Below are 15,328 nucleotides of genomic sequence, written 5' to 3'. Positions count from 1 at the left end.
TCAACGGGTCCCCGCCCCGCGGAGCATGACGGAAGCCCGGTGGCTTACCGTCCAGTACATCGCTGATATCCGCTCAAGACGCTTGAAGGACGCCGCTCGTGAGCTACCCCAACCAGAACCCTTACGGTCCACCGCCGGGTCAGCAGCCCCAGTACGGCTACCCCCAGCAGCCGCAACCGCCGTCACCGTACGGCCCGTACCCGGGTGGCGGCGGAATGCCCGGTATGCAGATGCCGTACCCGATGACGATGCCCGGCGGGGTCAAGGCCGCCCGGGTGATGCTTTTCGTGCTCTCCGGTCTGAACCTCATCGGCCTGGTCCTCGCGGTGATGGGGCTGGGCGGCGTCAGCAAGGCCTCGCACAACGCCTCGCCGTACGCCGCCTCGGACGACATCACGGCGATGAACATCGGCAAGGGCCTGCTGATCGCGGTGATCGTGATCATCGTGATCTTCACCGCGACCGCGATCACGCTGGCCCTGCAGTTCGCCAACGGCGGCCGCGGGGTCCGCACCGGCACCATCGTCTTCGGTGTCGCCAACATCATGCTGAGCCTGTTCACGTTCCCGGTCGGCCTGGTGCACACGGTCCTCGGCATCCTGGTGATGGTCTTCGTCTCCAAGGACGAGGGCAACGCCTGGTTCAGCCGCCCGCGTTACTGACCGCGCACATGCACAGCCCGCCGCAGGGCCCTCACCGCCACGAGCTGTGAGGGCCCTTGCCGTTCGGGTCCTGTTACGGCACCTGCGTGGCACAGAACGGCCCTGGCGGGTGGCCCGCCGGACCCAGGACCCGACGCCCGCCCGGCCGGGCCACCAGCGCCTCGCGCCCGCCCGCTCAATCCGGCCGGACCGCTGTGGCGATCACGTTGTCCCGGTAGGTGTTGCCGTAGCCGGGCACGTAGTCGACGGGCCCGCCGCAGGTGACCAGGACGAGCCGGCGCGGGCCGGACTTCCCGGCGAACACGGACGCGGGCAGCTTCGACTTCTTGACCACCTGGAGGCTCGCGATCCGCCATGTGGTGACCTCCCCACGGGCATCGCTGACGTACACGGCGTCACCGGGGCCGGCCCGGTAGAGGTCATAGAGGGCGCCGTTGCCCTGGCCCGGGTAGTGGACATGCCCGGCGAGCAGTGTCGTCCCGGCCTGGTCGGTGAGCCCCGCGCCCTGGTCCCACATGCCGACCTGATGAACATTGTGCGGAAGCACCAACGCCCCGTCCCTGATGCCCGAGGTGGTCACGACGGGACCGCTCAGACACAGCGCCGGGATCACGATGCGTGCTGCCGGCACGGTGGTGTCGCAGGCCCGGTCGTCCGCTGCACGCGGTGCCGCCTGTCCTGCCCGCACGGGCGCAAGCGGTCCGCCCGGAACGTCGGACGGGTCGAGCGAGAACGGAGCGGCAGGCAGGGGTGCCGCAGCGGGGCGGGCGGTCCTGGTCGCGTCGTGCGTGCGCGTGAGGAGCAGGACACCCATCGCGATGAGCGCCAGCCCGGCCAGGACGGCGGACGCGATCTTCCATGGCGGCACCCGGCGTCGACCGGAGCGGGGGCCGCGCGGGGGCCGCGCGGCCTGAGGCATGAGGGCAGGGGGGCGGCGAAGGCGGGTCAGGCGCCCGTTGCCGCGTCGGTCCGGCGGGGGGCTCATCAGCGCTCGGTCCCGTCGGATGCCGCAGCAGCTGGACGACCGTGGCCCGGGGCCGGAGCCGGCTCCAGTGCTGCGGTGGGTCCGGTCGGGCGGGTGAGGACGCGCTCGCCGAGCAGCGAACTCCCTTGCAGTTCCGGGGGGCCTTCGGACTCGCGAGAGGTCTTGGTCCAGCCATTGCGGCGCAGGATGATCCGGGCCAGTGCCCGCCACGCCGCGAGGTGGGCGACATAGGACCACGGGATCATCAGGTGGGCCATGACCAGGCCCTTCCACAGGGGCACCGTGCGCCCGCGCCACCAGTAGACGAAGCCCCAGAAGACATGCGGGGTGAACGAGACCACGTACCAGGCGACGCCGACCAGGATCCGGCCCAGCGTCGAGTTGGTGCCGTACTCAGGCAGGCCGTTGCCAGTGATCAACTCGAACAGGAGGTATTGCTGGAGCACCGACCAGGGCAGCGAGATGGCCCACGGGACGGCGAGGTATGCCGCAAGTTCCATGAACCGTCCCGTGGGCAGATAGCGCGAGCGCGCCAGCTCCGGCAGACGGCAGATGGACAGCATGTGGCCCTGGTACCAGCGGGTGCGCTGGCGGACGAGACGGCCGAGCCGGCCGACCCCTTGCTGCGTCACATAGGCCCACGGTGTCGCGGTCATCTTCCAACCGAGCACCGCCAGTGAGATGCCCAGATCAAGATCTTCGGTCAGGGACTCCGACCATGGATCCACACCGACCTCGTCCAGCGCGGACAGGCGGGTGAACTGGCCGTTGCCGCCCATGCTCACCGAGCCCACGGCCGCTCGGCCGAGCTGCCCCAGGCCGGACATGGCCCAGAACTCCATGTCCTGGAACGACAGCGCCAGTGAGTCACGGTTGCGGATGCGGACCACGAGCTGCAGACCGCCGACCGACGGGTCCGCGGCGAACTCCTTGGCCACGGCCGACGTCGCGTTCGCCGTCATACGGCCGTCGGCGTCCATGACGCCGACGATCACCTTCGACGTGTCGATGCCTCGCCGGGCGACATCGGCACGGACGAGGTCCATGCCGTTGTTGAGCGCCTTGCCCTTGCCCAAGCGGGCATGCGGAAGAGTGCGGCTGAGCAGCTTGACGCGACCGGTGTGCTCGAAGGTGCCGACGATCGCGGCCGTCCGGTCATCGGAGCCGTCGTCGATCATCACCACGGTCGCACCGGGCTGTTCGCCCAGGAGCGCAGTGATGGTCCCGCCGATCACCTCCTCCTCGTTGAGGCCCGGGATGAGGAAGTAGAAGGCGAATCCGTGCAGCTCGGCGTCCGGGTCCGGCTCGGCGTCGAGCAGCGCCTCCTGCTGGGACACCGGCACGCCGTCCTTACGGGTCTGCCGGATGCCCAGCACGGTGACCACGGTGATGTAGAGCAGCCCGAACGTGATGACCCCGGTCGAGATCACCGCAATGGACATCTGGACAACCTGTCCCATGGTGCTATTTCTCCTCACTGCCGAAGCTGCGTCGGGCGGCGGGGCTGCGCAGACCGGTCACCTTGAACTGCACGCCGAGCGCCACCACCGTGGCGATCAGGCTGATGAGCGATCCGACGAGGTTGTGGGAAAGCCAGAAGCTCCTCGCGCCCCACCAGTGCCACGCCAGCCCGATACCGGCCAGCCGCGCCGTCCCCGTCATCAGCAGCACCACCAGGCCGGCGGCCAGGCCGAGCAACGCCATCGCAGGGCGGATGCGCGGCTGGAGCACGGCCCACGCGGCGATGAGCACCAGCGGAACCAGGAGGATGGTGGTGGTACACGCCGCCGTGACGGCGATCCACAGCCCGTGCCCGTCCGAGTCCGACCCGGCGGAGTGGGGGACGTGGAAGGCGTCGCCGAGAACGATCGTGGAGGTGAACAGCCCCGCGGCCTTGCCTGCTGCGAGGGCCTCGAAGCTCCGGTAGGTGTGTGCCCAGACCGTCAGTACGGCCGGTGAAGCTGCCAGCAGGCAAAGTGCCACAGCCCACCGGGCGGTGCGGGCCGGCCAGGAGCCGGAGTCCGCGAGGTGCGCGCCAGCGGGGTGTTGTTGAGCAAGGGTGTCCATATCCGTTGTCCTGCTCGTCATGTCCTAGAGGAAGGTTCGGGTCAGCTGGCGGCGTGCGCGCAGGGAGAGGAACACCGCGATGGCGCCGAGCAGGAGCAGGGCCATACCGGTCACCTGGTTCCACGCTCCTGCCGCCGTGACCATGGCAGCCGCCGGAACACCGGCGTTGAGGGCAAGGTTCGGCAGAGATGCGTTGTACATCGCTCAGTCCTTCCTTTGTTCGATGAGCTGCTTGGTGGCCAGCGCGATCTGCGACGCGGCGGTGCCGTTGCCGTACGGGCAGGGCGTCTTGGCCAGGCGGGCGAGATGTTCGCCGAGTCCGAACAGGACGTACGCCACCGCAGAGCCGATCCGCTGAGGCGAGACCAGACGGGCGAACCCGGCCGCCATCGACTCGGCACGTTCGGTGGAGCGCCGGACAACGACCAACGGGCGCTTCAGGACACTGACTTCCTCGGCCACACCGCCGGAGTCCGAGACGAGGACCCCGGCGTGTGCGGCCAGCGACAGGAACTCGCGTGAGCCGACCGGCTCCACGACCCGCATCCTGTCCAGCAGCTCCTCGCACTTGGCCCGCTTCACCGCCAGCCTGGTGCGCGGGTGCATCGGGAACAGCACCGGCACCGAGTCCGCCAAGCCGGCCAGGGCCTCGATGATGAGGCGCAGTGTTGCGGGGTCATCGGTGTTCTCCGGGCGGTGGATGGTCGCCAGGATGTAGCGGTCCGGACGCAGGCCGTACGTATCCAGGACGGCCCACCGGTCTTCCTCGCCGGGCAGTTGCGACTCGACCGCCTCGACGATGGTGTTGCCGGTCAGCATGGTGCGGTTGTCGGGTATGCCCTCGGCTGCCAGGTTGACCAGGTTCTGCGGTGTCGCGGCACAGCACAGGTCGGCCAGGTGGTCGGCGATCACCCGGTTGTGCTCCTCCGGCATGGCCCGGTCGTGGGAACGCAGCCCTGCCTCGACGTGCACCAGCGCGATGCCCTCGGCGTTGGCCGCCAGCGCGGCAGCGGCGGTCGTGTTCGTATCGCCCTGCACCAGCACGGCCGACGGTGTGCGGCCGGCGAACACCCGGCCCAGCTCCTCGGTCAGGTAGCCCAGGCATCCGGCCCGGGTCCTGCTGCCCGCGTCGAGCCTCACCTCCGGCGCGGACAGGCCCAGCTCCCGCCAGAACTGTCCGGACATGGACTCGTCGTAGTGCTGGCCGGTGTCGATGACCAGCGCGCTGCCCGCACCGAACAGAGCGTTGATCTCACCGATGACCGGGGCCATTTTGATGATCTCGGGGCGAGTACCGACCACGACGGCGATACGGTGCCCGACAGAGGGACGGCGCCCCACCCCCGGCCCTGACCGGGCCGGGGGTGGAACCGTCTGGGTACGGGTCACACCCGGACCCGCGAGGCGCGCCGCCGCGCCGCGACACCGACGGACACCAGGCCCGCCGCGCCGATCGCCGCACTGGCGACGAGGGGATCCACCACCGGTCCACCCAGGACCGGGTCGATGTTGGTCTTCGCGGATGCCGAGTTGTTCGACGCCACCGGGTCGGGCTTGGCCCCGGTGACACTCGCGGAGCTGGTCAGCGTGGTCCCGGCCGCGTTCGGAGCCGTGCCCACCACCTGAATCTTCCTGGTCTCGCCGACCGCGAGGTTGGTTCCCTTGCAGGTCAGGTCGGAACCGGTGAGGGTGCAGCCCGCTGTGCTCGTGCCGGCCGCAGTGACACCGGCGGGCAGCTTGTCCGTCACCGTGTAATCCCCGGCCGACGGGCCGTTGTTGGTGACGCCGAGGTCCCAGGTGACCTTCCCGTTCGGCTGCACGGCAGCCGGGGCGGACTGGGTGACCGCCAGGTCGGTGCAGGTCGTGCTGCTCACCGTCATGTTGCCGAAGCTGAGATCGTCAGCCTGGCCGGATCCATTGCCCGCCCTTCCGAAAACAACGAGATTCCCGCTCGTCGGAACGCCACTGGGAAGGGTGAGGACCATTCGATGCGTGGTCCCCGGGCTGAGATCCGACCCGGCAGCCGGGCTGATTGTCGCGCCGCGGAGCACCTCCCAGCGCGCCGTCTGGTTGGCATCCCCTGCCCGGGGCGTTACCAGCCGCGCGTACTGGGTGCCGCCGTAGTGGATGTCGAGGTCAGCCCGTCGCGAATGCTGGTCGCCGGCCTGGTCCCAGCGGACATCGAACTCAATCTGTGCGCCCGACGACGGCACGTCGTTGAGGGTGGCGTCCAACCGGTTGAACCCAGTGTCCCCGGTGGCCGCCCAGTTCTTACCACCATCGGAAGTCTTCCAATCGCCAACGCCCGTGCTCCATCCAGTGACGGCTCCAGGCTTGCAGGTGGCGGGGGCGGCGGGGGCGGCTGCGGCGACCGGGGCGGTGGCAGTAACCAGCCCGAGAGCACTTCCGGCCATCAGTGCCGAGACCATCACGCCGCCGGCGGCCTTCCGCACGATTCCCGGGCGCGAGTTCACTCGCCCGCTTCGTGTGTCACGGTCACCGCGTCCGCCGGTCTCGACGGTAAAGGGCTGCAATCTCAATGTCCTGACCTCACTCTCTGCACTCACTGCCGGAACGGCAGTCGGTAGACGCAGGCTTGTTCGCTGCGTTCCGTGCATGGAGACGATCGGGACGCGGCGCGATTACATCCGGAGGTGACGCCTTTTCACGGAACTTTTCTTCGGGGCGAGTTCGGCCCTGGCCGCCGCTCGGCGTATTGGTACAGCGACACATCGGTGATGAGCGGGCCCGCATAGGTGCCGGTCGTCGTGCTCGTGAACCGGATGCTGGTGCTTTCGGAGTCGGCGATGAAATCGACCGTCACGCTTTCCCAGCCCATCGAGGCGGAGTCGGCTCTGCTTTTGCCCACGGTGTTGAAGGCGAAGTCCTTCGCCACCGAGCCGTTGACCGATACGGTCCCGGTCTTCACACCCGGATCCAGCGCCGTATTGCCTGCCAGCGCAAACGTGAGGGTGTAGGCGGCCCCGGCAGTCGTGGCGAAGCTCCGCTCGATCCTGTTGGGGCCGCTGCTGCTCCTGGATGCGCCGTTGAGGTCCACGACCTGGGTGGCCGTCGGATCGCCTGCCGGCCCTGGGAGGTAGCTCTGGCGGCACACGTCGACCGAACCCGAGGTCACCGCCCACCCACTCAGCGTGGAGCCCGTGCAGCCTGGCCACGGGGAAGCGCAGAAGGTCAGCCAGCCGCGGGTGGTGACCGGCGGGTCCTGGAACCGGGTCGAGTTCACCAGCTCCGGACCCGTCGGCCGCCGGCTCGGGGTTGGGGTTGGGGTTGGGGTTGGGGTTGCCGTAGGCGTAGGCGTAGGCGTAGGAGTGGCCGTAGGCGCCGGCCTTGCCGTAGGCGTAGGCCTTGCCGTAGGCGTGGGAGGAGGGGGACTCAGCAGGGGCGTAGGTGCTGCGGAAGGGGCGCTCAGCCCACTCAACGCCTTCAGACCCGTCGTTGCCGGCGAGGGCCCGGCGGTTTCGCCCGGCTGTGAGGGGCCCGGGCCGTTCCGTGTCCCCGGGGGAGCGGACCTCGGCGTGGCAACGCCTGAGGGCGTGGGCCGTGCCGCGCCGTGCCGGTCCTTCGGCGCCACCGTCGGCGACTGGTGCGGCTTCTCCGAGGGGGCGGTATCGGCTCCTCCCGGCAGGGCGGTCTCCGGGGCGTGGTGCTGGGCCGGGAAGAAGGCCACGGCCAGTACGAGCCCGCCGATCGCGGAGGCGGTGGCGGTGATCCCGGCCAGCAGCTGGGCACCGGACGGGACCGGGGATGCCGGAACGGTGTGCCGGGTACGGGTTGCCCGGCTGCGCAGCGGGCGGCGCGCCGACCGGGGCGGACCGGATTCCAGACCGGTGGTGGCCGAGGGGAGCAGCAGCGGGAACACCGCCGCACGCATCCGGTGGTTGACGTCGCGGGCGGCCACGAACGCCTCGGCGCATGGCGAGCACGACTCCAGGTGTCCGGTCAGCGCCGCGCTGCTGGCTTCGGAGAGTTTGTCCTGGAGGTAGCTGGCGAACCGGCGGCGGTGACCGGCGCACACCGGATTGTCCGTCGCCGGGACATGTGTGGCGAGGAAGGCGTCCCGCAGGCGTTCACGGGCCCGGTACACCCATACCGCCGCCTTGGCCGAGGTGATGCCGAGCTCCGCGCCGATCTCGGGCGTGCTGTACCCCTGGACCGCACTCGCCCACATGAGCCACTTGTCACGCTCGTTCAGCGAGTCCCAGGAGGTTCTGGCGATGTCTGCCGCCTCACCCGGGTCGGGGGGCGCCACGGCACCGGCCAGCGTCACGAGCTGCTCTTCGTCACCGACCGGGACCGTCTTGGCGGACTTCAGGCGGTTGGCATCGATGACCAGGGAGCGGACGGTCGTGAGCAGGTAGGCGCGGAAGTTGTGGCTGGGGCCCTTGCCGGTGCGCAGGCAGCGCAGGACTCGGGCAAAGGATTCGGAAACGATGTCGTCGACGCTGCCCCGGGTCAGGCTGCGGGCCAGGTGGCCGGCGGACTTCTCGTAGCGAACCCACAGCTCGCCGAAGGCGTCCATATCGCCTTGTCGAGTAGCGTCGATGAGTTCGTCGTCGGTCGCCAGGACCCAATCGTCGCGCCGGCGTCGGCGTACTGCCCCCATCATTCTCCTTTTCCCTGCGCACCATGAGTGCCCGTCATCACGCAAAATTCCGCGGCTGTTACCGGCTTTGACCTCGCCCGCCTCACGGGACGCACACAGCGGCAGCGTCGCGCACAACAGCCCTCAACTCGCGTCGGGGTCACGGATGTGCCGAGGGGTCCGGGTAGCCGCGGTCGAGATCTACCGGCTGATAAAGAGGACTCCAGGGACGGGCTCAACACGCTTGACAAGCATCCATCCCCTCGGCTGACCCCTCATCAATTCGCTGCAAGGCGGGATCGCCAAAATTAGAGCCTCATGGGCAGGAGAAACATCCGTCAGCTGACGTACAGCCAAGGACATTGATGAGGTCCGGGTATGGGGCAAGGCCGCCGGGAATTCGTGGCCGGGTGTTTGCGTCGTCGGTAACCAGGGAGGAATGACGGCAGAGCGATTGCCGTCTGCGGGTGCTGGTGCTGGAACGGGCGGCGCCACGGCGCATCGCTTCTTCGCCCAAGAGGCATGCAGCGGGCGGCTGTTGCTCCGCATGGCAGCGCCGGAAAAGCCCGAGGCGCCTGCCCCGGCCGTCCGGGACAGGCGCCTCGTCGTGGATGTGCTCACACCGTCAGGCGGTGGTGTGAGCAGCGGTCACGTGATCAGTGGAAGAAGTGCCGGGTGCCGGTGAAGTACATCGTCACGCCCGCCTTCTTCGCGGCCTCGACCACCTGCTCGTCGCGGACCGAACCGCCGGGCTGGACCACGGCCTTGATACCGGCGGCCGTCAGGATCTCCAGGCCGTCCGGGAACGGGAAGAAGGCGTCCGAGGCGGCGTACGCGCCCTGGGCGCGCTCCTCGCCCGCCCGCTCGACCGCGAGCTTCGCGGAGTCGACGCGGTTGACCTGGCCCATGCCGACGCCGACCGAGGCACCGTCCTTGGCGAGCAGGATCGCGTTGGACTTGACCGCGCGGCAGGCCTTCCAGGTGAACGCGAGCTCCGCGAGCTCGGCGGCGGACAGGGCCTGGCCGGTGGCCAGCGTCCAGTTGGCCGGGTCGTCGCCCTCCGCCTGGAACACATCGGTGTGCTGGATGACCGCGCCGCCGGAGAGGAACTTCACGTCGCTCGGCTGGGCCGGCAGGCCCTCGACCTTCAGGACGCGGATGTTCTTCTTCTTCGCGAGGATCTCGACCGCGCCGGCCTCGTACGCCGGGGCCGCGATGACCTCGGTGAAGATCTCCGCGACCTGCTCGGCCAGCTCGACGGTCACCGGGCGGTTGACGGCGATCACACCGCCGTACGCCGAGAGCGGGTCGCAGGCGTGCGCCTTGCGGTGGGCCTCGGCGATGCCCTTGCCGATCGCGATGCCGCAGGGGTTGGCGTGCTTGATGATCGCGACGCACGGCTCTTCGTGGTCGAAGGCGGCGCGGCGCGCGGCCTCGGTGTCCACATAGTTGTTGAAGGACATCTCCTTGCCGTGCAGCTGCTCGGCGTTGGCGAGCCCGCCCTCCTGGCCGTCCGTGTAGAGGGCGGCGGCCTGGTGCGGGTTCTCGCCGTAGCGCAGGCTGCTCTTGCGCTCCAGGGTCTCGCCGAAGAACTCGGGCAGACCGTTGTAGCCGTGCTCGGGGGCGTACACATCGGTGAACCAGGACGCGACCGCGGTGTCGTACGCCGCGGTGTGCTGGAAGGCCTCCGCGGCCAGCCGCATGCGCGCGGCGAGCCCGAAGCCGCCGGTCTCGGCCGCCTCCAGGACGTCCCCGTAACGGGCGGGGTTGACGACGACGGCGACCGACGGGTGGTTCTTGGCGGCGGCGCGGACCATCGAGGGGCCGCCGATGTCGATCTGCTCCACGCACTCGTCGGGGGTGGCGCCGGAGGCGACGGTCTCCCGGAACGGGTAGAGGTTGACGATCACCAGGTCGAACGGCTCGACACCGAGATCGGACAGCTGCTGCCGGTGGTCCTCCAGGCGGAGGTCCGCCAGGATGCCGGCGTGCACCTTCGGGTGCAGGGTCTTGACCCGGCCGTCGAGGCACTCGGGGAAGCCCGTCAGCTCCTCGACCTTGGTGACCGGCACCCCGGCCGCGGCGATCTTCGCGGCCGTCGAACCGGTGGAGACGAGCTGGACGCCCGCCGCGTGCAGGCCCTGCGCCAGCTCCTCCAGCCCGGACTTGTCATAGACGCTGACCAGCGCGCGGCGGATGGGCCGCTTCGTACCTTCGGTGGCGGTCACGAGATACGTACCTTTCGTCCCTCAATGCGGTAGCCGTGCCGGGCCAGGTGCCCCACGACGTCGACGAGCAGCGATCGCTCGACTTCCTTGATGCGCTCATGCAGCGCGGATTCGTCGTCCTCGTCCCGGACCTCGACCACGCCCTGGGCGATGATCGGGCCGGTGTCGACACCGTCGTCGACGAAGTGGACGGTGCATCCGGTGACCTTCGCGCCGTACGCGAGTGCATCGCGCACGCCATGGGCACCGGGAAAGCTCGGCAGCAGCGCCGGGTGGGTGTTGACGGTGCGGCCGCCGAAGCGGGCGAGGAACTCCTTGCCCAGGATCTTCATGAAGCCGGCCGAGACCACCAGATCGGGCTCGTACGAGGCGGTCGCCTCGGTCAGCGCAGCGTCCCAGTCCGCACGGCTGTCGTAGTCCTTGACCCGGCAGATGAACGTCGGGAGTCCCGCGGACGCGGCGCGCTCCAGGCCCGCGATGGCGGCCCGGTCGGCGCCGACGGCCACGATCTCGGCCCCGTACGCCTCGGGGCCCTGCGCGGCAATGGCGTCCAGCAGCGCCTGCAGATTCGTCCCCGAACCGGAGACGAGGGCGACGATGCGGGCCGGGCGGGAGGACTGGACGGGGGCTGGGGAGGAAGCCACGGCGGGGCTCTTTTCCGATCTCGCGTGCTTTGTGTGGTCATACAAGTCTGCGGGTACCGCAGATCCGGGGAACCCTACGAAGGCGCCGACCGTCAGCAACGATACCGGCACACCGCGCGGCCCCCACGGGACGGGGGCGGGCACGGGAGGTAGCGTCAGGCGTAAGACTGCATGCAGTTCGTGGTAACCGCGCGCCGGCCGCTCAGGCCCGCGCGCGGACGAGACAAGGGGAAGACGCACTCCAGATGACGGACCGACGCCGCCGCGCGGCCCTCCTGCTCCTGCTGCCCACCACCGCCCCCGGGGTGGTGCTGCTGCCGCGTGAGCGCAAGTCGTCGTCCTCGTCGCCGGAGCCCACCGCCCCGGATTCCCCGGAAACCGAGCGGGACAACCCCTTCGCGCCGCCGCCGGCCGACGCCCCCGACCAGGAGTGGCGCCCGCGGCACCGCGCCCACACACCGGGCCAGGGCCACAACGGCGAGGAGGAGCCCCCGCAGGACGAGCAGACGCCGAGCTGGGGCAGCCAGTGGAGCCCCCGGCAGCCGGGCCGGCAGAGCGGCGGCTTCGGCAACCGGCCGGGCGGCCGCAACGGCCAGCAGGGCGGCGGCCCCGGTGGTCCCGGCGGCCCCGGCGGGCTGCGCTGGGACCCCACCGACCCGGCCCAGCGCCGGGCGCGCTACGCGCTGCTCGGCGGCATGTGGTCGTTCTTCTTCGTGCTGTTCAGCCTGCCGGAGGTCGCCCTGCTGCTGAGCGTGCTGGCGATCTACTGGGGCATCAGCTCGCTGCGGGCCAAGCCGAACCCCGCGAAGGCCTCCGCCGCGGCGACCACCGCCGCCATGGAGGGCCGGCCCGCGCCCGCGGACCAGCCCGACCGGGGAGAGGGGCCCGGCACCCCGCCCGCCCCGGGCTCCACCCGGCCGCAGGTCACCTCGGCGATCGCGGGGCTGGTGACCGCGTCGCTGGCGCTGATGATGGTGGCCGCGACCTTCACCGTGCAGATCGTCTACCGCGACTACTTCACCTGCGTGAACGACGCCCTGACGCAGTCGGCCGGCAAGTCCTGCGAGAACCTGCTCCCCAAGGAGCTGCGGCCGCTGCTGAGCACGCGCGAGTAGCGAGCGGCGCTCCGCGGGACGGGCCGGGAGGCGCCGTCAGGCGTCTGCCCTTGGACGGGCCGTCATGCGTCTGCGGCTGCGTCGTGGCCGGTCGCGCAGTTCCCCGCGCCCCCTTGGGGGGCGGCCGCACCGCACCGGGCTGCGGCGAGACGGCTCGGCGGGTCCGTGTCCTCGCTGTCTTTCTTGAGGCCGCCGCGGTCCTCGGTAACGTCGCCGTCCTCCGTGGCGTCGCTGTCCTCGGTGCTCGTCGGCTCGGGTGGAGCCGCCTCGGGCCCGGCCGCCTCGGTCTCCCGTCGTAGGGCACGCAGCCACCAGAACCGGAGCACGACCGCGCCCGGGATGCCGGTCAGGGCGGTCCAGGCCGCGGTCGCCAGGCCCGTGAGCCACCAGCTCGGGCCGAAGGCGGTGAGCGCGCCGGTGCCCAGTGCGCCGCCGGCGAGGCCCGCGAGCACGGCCATGACCACGCCGCAAACGCCGGCCCCCAGGGCCGCCACACATGCCGCCGGCCACCAGGACCAGGGCGCTCCCGGGGAGTCCGGCGCCGTCGCGGAGCGGGCCACCTGACGGGCGAGCAGCGCCCCCGCCACCACGGGCACGACGGCCACCGCCCAGGTCAGCGGGTTTCCCGGGCCGGCATCCGGCAGTCCGCCGAGCAGCGGCAGCTGCGGCAGCACGGGATGCGCCGAGGCCCCCAGCGGGGCGATGGTGCTGCCCGCGCCCACCGTGAAACCCGGCCCCAGGCCGTATGCGGCGCCCCAGACGGCCGCGTTCGGGAGCAAGGTGAGGCACAGCAGCAGCACCGTGGCGCGGCCCGCCCAGTCGGGGGCCAGCTGGAGGAGGTCGTCGCGCACCCGGCCCGCGTGCAGGCCGAGCGAGAGCAGGGTGAGCAGACCACCGGCGACGAGCAGGGCGCCGAGGGCGGCGCCGGCGGCCCGGCACACGGCGCCCCGGCGGGCGGCGGCGACCCGGGAGCCGCCGAGGAAGGCCCGCAGCCGGCGCGGCGCCCTGGACCTGATCCGCAGGATTCTGGCGGGCAGCAGCTCGGTGCCGGGGTGGCGGAGGAGGCGCCAGGCCGTGCCGCCGAGGGTGGCGGCCGTGGTGGCCGGGACGCACAGCAGCACGCTGAGCGGCTCGGCCTGCAGCCGTCCGCCAGTGGCGTAGAACAGCGCACCGGCGACGATCAGCAGATAGCCGCTGAACAGCGCGCCGAGCAGCGTGCGCGGCGCGACCGTACGGGCGGAGCCCGCGGGGCGGCCGACGGCCGGGGCGGGGCCGGTGGCCGGGGCGGAGCCGGTGGCCGGGGCAGGGCCGGTGGCCGAGGCGAGGCCGGTGGCCGGGGCAGGGCCGGTGGCCGGGGCAGGGCCGGTGGCCGGGGCAGGGCCGGTGGCCGAGGCGAGGCCGGTGGCCGGGGCAGGGCCGGTGGCCGGGGCAGGGCCGGTGGCCGAGGCAGGTCCGGCGGCCGGGGCTGGGCAGGGCGGCCCGTCGACCGAGGTGGCCAGGGCGTGGCGGGCGGCCCGGTGGAGCAGCCAGACGGGGAGGACGGCGAGCAGCAGCGGGGTCACGGCGACCGGGGCACCGGAGTGGGCGGTGGTACGGACGAGGTCGCCGCCGTGAGCCAGCAGCCACAGGTCGGCGGCGAGATGCAGGGCCCGGGAGGGGCCGCTGTCGGGGTAGGGGGAGGCGACCCAGAGCAGCAGCACGGCGACCGTCAGCGCGCCGAGGCCGAGACCGGCGGCCGTCACACCGCCGAGGAAGGCCGCGCCGATCGCGGAGGAGCGCTGTGCGGCGGTCCGGCCGTGCGAGGAAAACGTCAGACCACGATCGATCAACTGGCTCACGCCGCCATGCTGCCAACAAGACACCTATCCGCCATGTACTGGCGAAATGCCCGACGTGTCGCGCTGCGCCGGTGGTGCGGGTTTTCCACACTGCTCTGTATGACCCAGCGCGAGCAGGCCGCCACCGCCTTCGACGATCTCCACACCCGGCACGCAGCGGCGCTGATGCAGCAGGCCTATCTGCTCACCGGGCGGCCGTGGCTCGCCCGGCGGGCCGTGGAGCGGGGGTTCATCCTGGCCTGGCAGCGCTGGCCGGAGGTCGCGGTGGATCCGGATCCGGCGGGGTGGGTGCGGGCGGCCGTCCACGAGTACGCGCTGACGCCGTGGCACCAGCTGTGCCCCGGGCTGCGGACCGCCCCCGGCCCGCGGAAGCCGGCACCGGCCGCCGGTCCCTCGGACGGCGCGTTGCCGGCGGCCCTGCTGAGCCTGCCCGCCCCGTACCGCCGGGTACTGCTGCTGCACGACGGGGTCGGGGTCGGGCTGGGCGGGACCGCGGCCGAGGTCGAGGCGAGCACCGCGGCCACGGCGGGGCGGCTGGCGCATGCGCGCGAGCGGCTCGCCGGGCTGCTGCCGGAGCTGGGGCTCGACGGGCAGCCGCCGGAGCAGCAGGGCGAGATCCTGCGGGCCCGGCTCGCCGGTCCGCTGTCTGCAGCGGAGGTGACGCCGCGCGCCGCAGCGCAGGTACGGAGCGGCAGCGAGCGCAGCGCCCGGCGGACCACCCGGGCGGCCTTCGGGGCGGCCGGGCTGTTCGCGCTGGCGACGCTGGTGATGACGGCCCTCACCCCGGACCACTACACGCCGCCGCCGAAACGGCCGCTGGCGACCGCGCCGCACACCCGGGTCTCACCGGCCCGGCACCAGGACGCGGACACCCGGGAGCAGCGGAACGCGGCACGGGAGCGGAGAAACGCGGCCCGGGAGCAGGGGAACGCGGCCGTACGGAAGCGGCTCCGGGAGGCACGGCTGGCCCCCGACATCCGCTGATCCGTACGGCACGGCACGATCGGAACGGACGCGGCACGATCCGAACGGACGCGGCACGATCCGAACGGACGCGGCACGATCCGAACGGACGCGGCACGATCCGAACGGACGCGGCACGATCGGAACAGACGCGGCACGATCGGAACAGACGCGGCACGATCGGAACAGACGCGGCACGATCGGAACAGACGCGGCACGATCG

12 protein-coding genes and 1 pseudogene are annotated in these 15,328 nt (G+C 71.5%); 3 read left to right on the top strand and 10 right to left on the bottom strand.

The genetic code is table 11. The annotated features are described in order from the left end of the window. Positions 1-98: 98 nt before the first annotated feature. Positions 99-662, top strand: a complete 564-nt coding sequence (locus AB0C46_RS15365) for a hypothetical protein (protein WP_362828300.1) — start codon at positions 99-101, stop codon at positions 660-662. A 175-nt stretch (positions 663-837) separates the two neighbouring features. On the opposite strand, the gene AB0C46_RS15360 is transcribed toward AB0C46_RS15365, so the two are convergent. The 9 genes and pseudogenes from AB0C46_RS15360 to purN all read right to left on the bottom strand — a co-directional run bounded on the left by AB0C46_RS15360 (position 838) and on the right by purN (position 11,189). Then, positions 838-1,581 (bottom strand): class F sortase, encoded by a 744-nt coding sequence (locus AB0C46_RS15360; RefSeq protein WP_362828299.1) that lies wholly within the window; start codon positions 1,579-1,581, stop codon positions 838-840. A gap of 65 nt (positions 1,582-1,646) precedes the next feature. After that, a complete protein-coding gene (locus AB0C46_RS15355; RefSeq protein WP_362828298.1) occupies positions 1,647-3,107 on the bottom strand; it encodes a glycosyltransferase family 2 protein in 1,461 nt (486 codons plus the stop codon). A gap of 4 nt (positions 3,108-3,111) precedes the next feature. Then, positions 3,112-3,714: an exosortase/archaeosortase family protein gene (locus tag AB0C46_RS15350; RefSeq protein ID WP_362828297.1), complete on the bottom strand. Its 603-nt coding sequence runs from the start codon at positions 3,712-3,714 to the stop codon at positions 3,112-3,114. Between the two features lie 24 nt (positions 3,715-3,738). Next, positions 3,739-3,915 (bottom strand): hypothetical protein, encoded by a 177-nt coding sequence (locus AB0C46_RS15345; protein ID WP_362828296.1) that lies wholly within the window; start codon positions 3,913-3,915, stop codon positions 3,739-3,741. Positions 3,916-3,918: 3 nt separating this feature from the next. Further along, positions 3,919-5,016: a UDP-N-acetylglucosamine 2-epimerase (non-hydrolyzing) gene (gene wecB / locus AB0C46_RS15340; RefSeq protein WP_362828295.1), complete on the bottom strand. Its 1,098-nt coding sequence runs from the start codon at positions 5,014-5,016 to the stop codon at positions 3,919-3,921. 83 nt (positions 5,017-5,099) lie between these two features. Then, a complete protein-coding gene (locus AB0C46_RS15335) occupies positions 5,100-6,332 on the bottom strand; it encodes a DUF11 domain-containing protein (protein ID WP_362828294.1) in 1,233 nt (410 codons plus the stop codon). Positions 6,333-6,379: 47 nt separating this feature from the next. Next, positions 6,380-8,341 carry a sigma-70 family RNA polymerase sigma factor gene (locus AB0C46_RS15330; RefSeq protein WP_362828293.1) on the bottom strand — a complete coding sequence of 654 codons (1,962 nt, stop codon included), beginning with the start codon at positions 8,339-8,341 and terminating at the stop codon, positions 6,380-6,382. A gap of 632 nt (positions 8,342-8,973) precedes the next feature. Further along, positions 8,974-10,524: pseudogene (purH, locus tag AB0C46_RS15325) on the bottom strand (bifunctional phosphoribosylaminoimidazolecarboxamide formyltransferase/IMP cyclohydrolase); the annotation flags it as partial. Between the two features lie 17 nt (positions 10,525-10,541). Then, entirely contained in the window at positions 10,542-11,189 is a 648-nt protein-coding gene (gene purN, locus AB0C46_RS15320; RefSeq protein WP_362828292.1) for a phosphoribosylglycinamide formyltransferase, read from the bottom strand. Between the two features lie 245 nt (positions 11,190-11,434). On the opposite strand from purN, the gene AB0C46_RS15315 reads away from it, so the two are divergent. Next, the gene (locus tag AB0C46_RS15315) at positions 11,435-12,304 is read left to right on the top strand and encodes a hypothetical protein (protein ID WP_362828291.1); all 870 of its coding nucleotides are present in this window, start codon (positions 11,435-11,437) and stop codon (positions 12,302-12,304) included. 62 nt (positions 12,305-12,366) lie between these two features. On the opposite strand, the gene AB0C46_RS15310 is transcribed toward AB0C46_RS15315, so the two are convergent. Next, a complete protein-coding gene (locus AB0C46_RS15310; RefSeq protein WP_362828290.1) occupies positions 12,367-14,142 on the bottom strand; it encodes a DUF6350 family protein in 1,776 nt (591 codons plus the stop codon). Positions 14,143-14,241: 99 nt separating this feature from the next. Here AB0C46_RS15310 and AB0C46_RS15305 point away from each other — a divergent pair, with 99 nt between their 5' ends. Next, the gene (locus tag AB0C46_RS15305) at positions 14,242-15,126 is read left to right on the top strand and encodes a hypothetical protein (RefSeq protein WP_362828289.1); all 885 of its coding nucleotides are present in this window, start codon (positions 14,242-14,244) and stop codon (positions 15,124-15,126) included. Positions 15,127-15,328: the final 202 nt, after the last annotated feature.

This window comes from Streptomyces sp. NPDC048637 (genome assembly GCF_040650675.1).
Taxonomy (GTDB): domain Bacteria; phylum Actinomycetota; class Actinomycetes; order Streptomycetales; family Streptomycetaceae; genus Streptomyces.
This window is presented reverse-complemented; position numbering and strand designations above follow the sequence as displayed.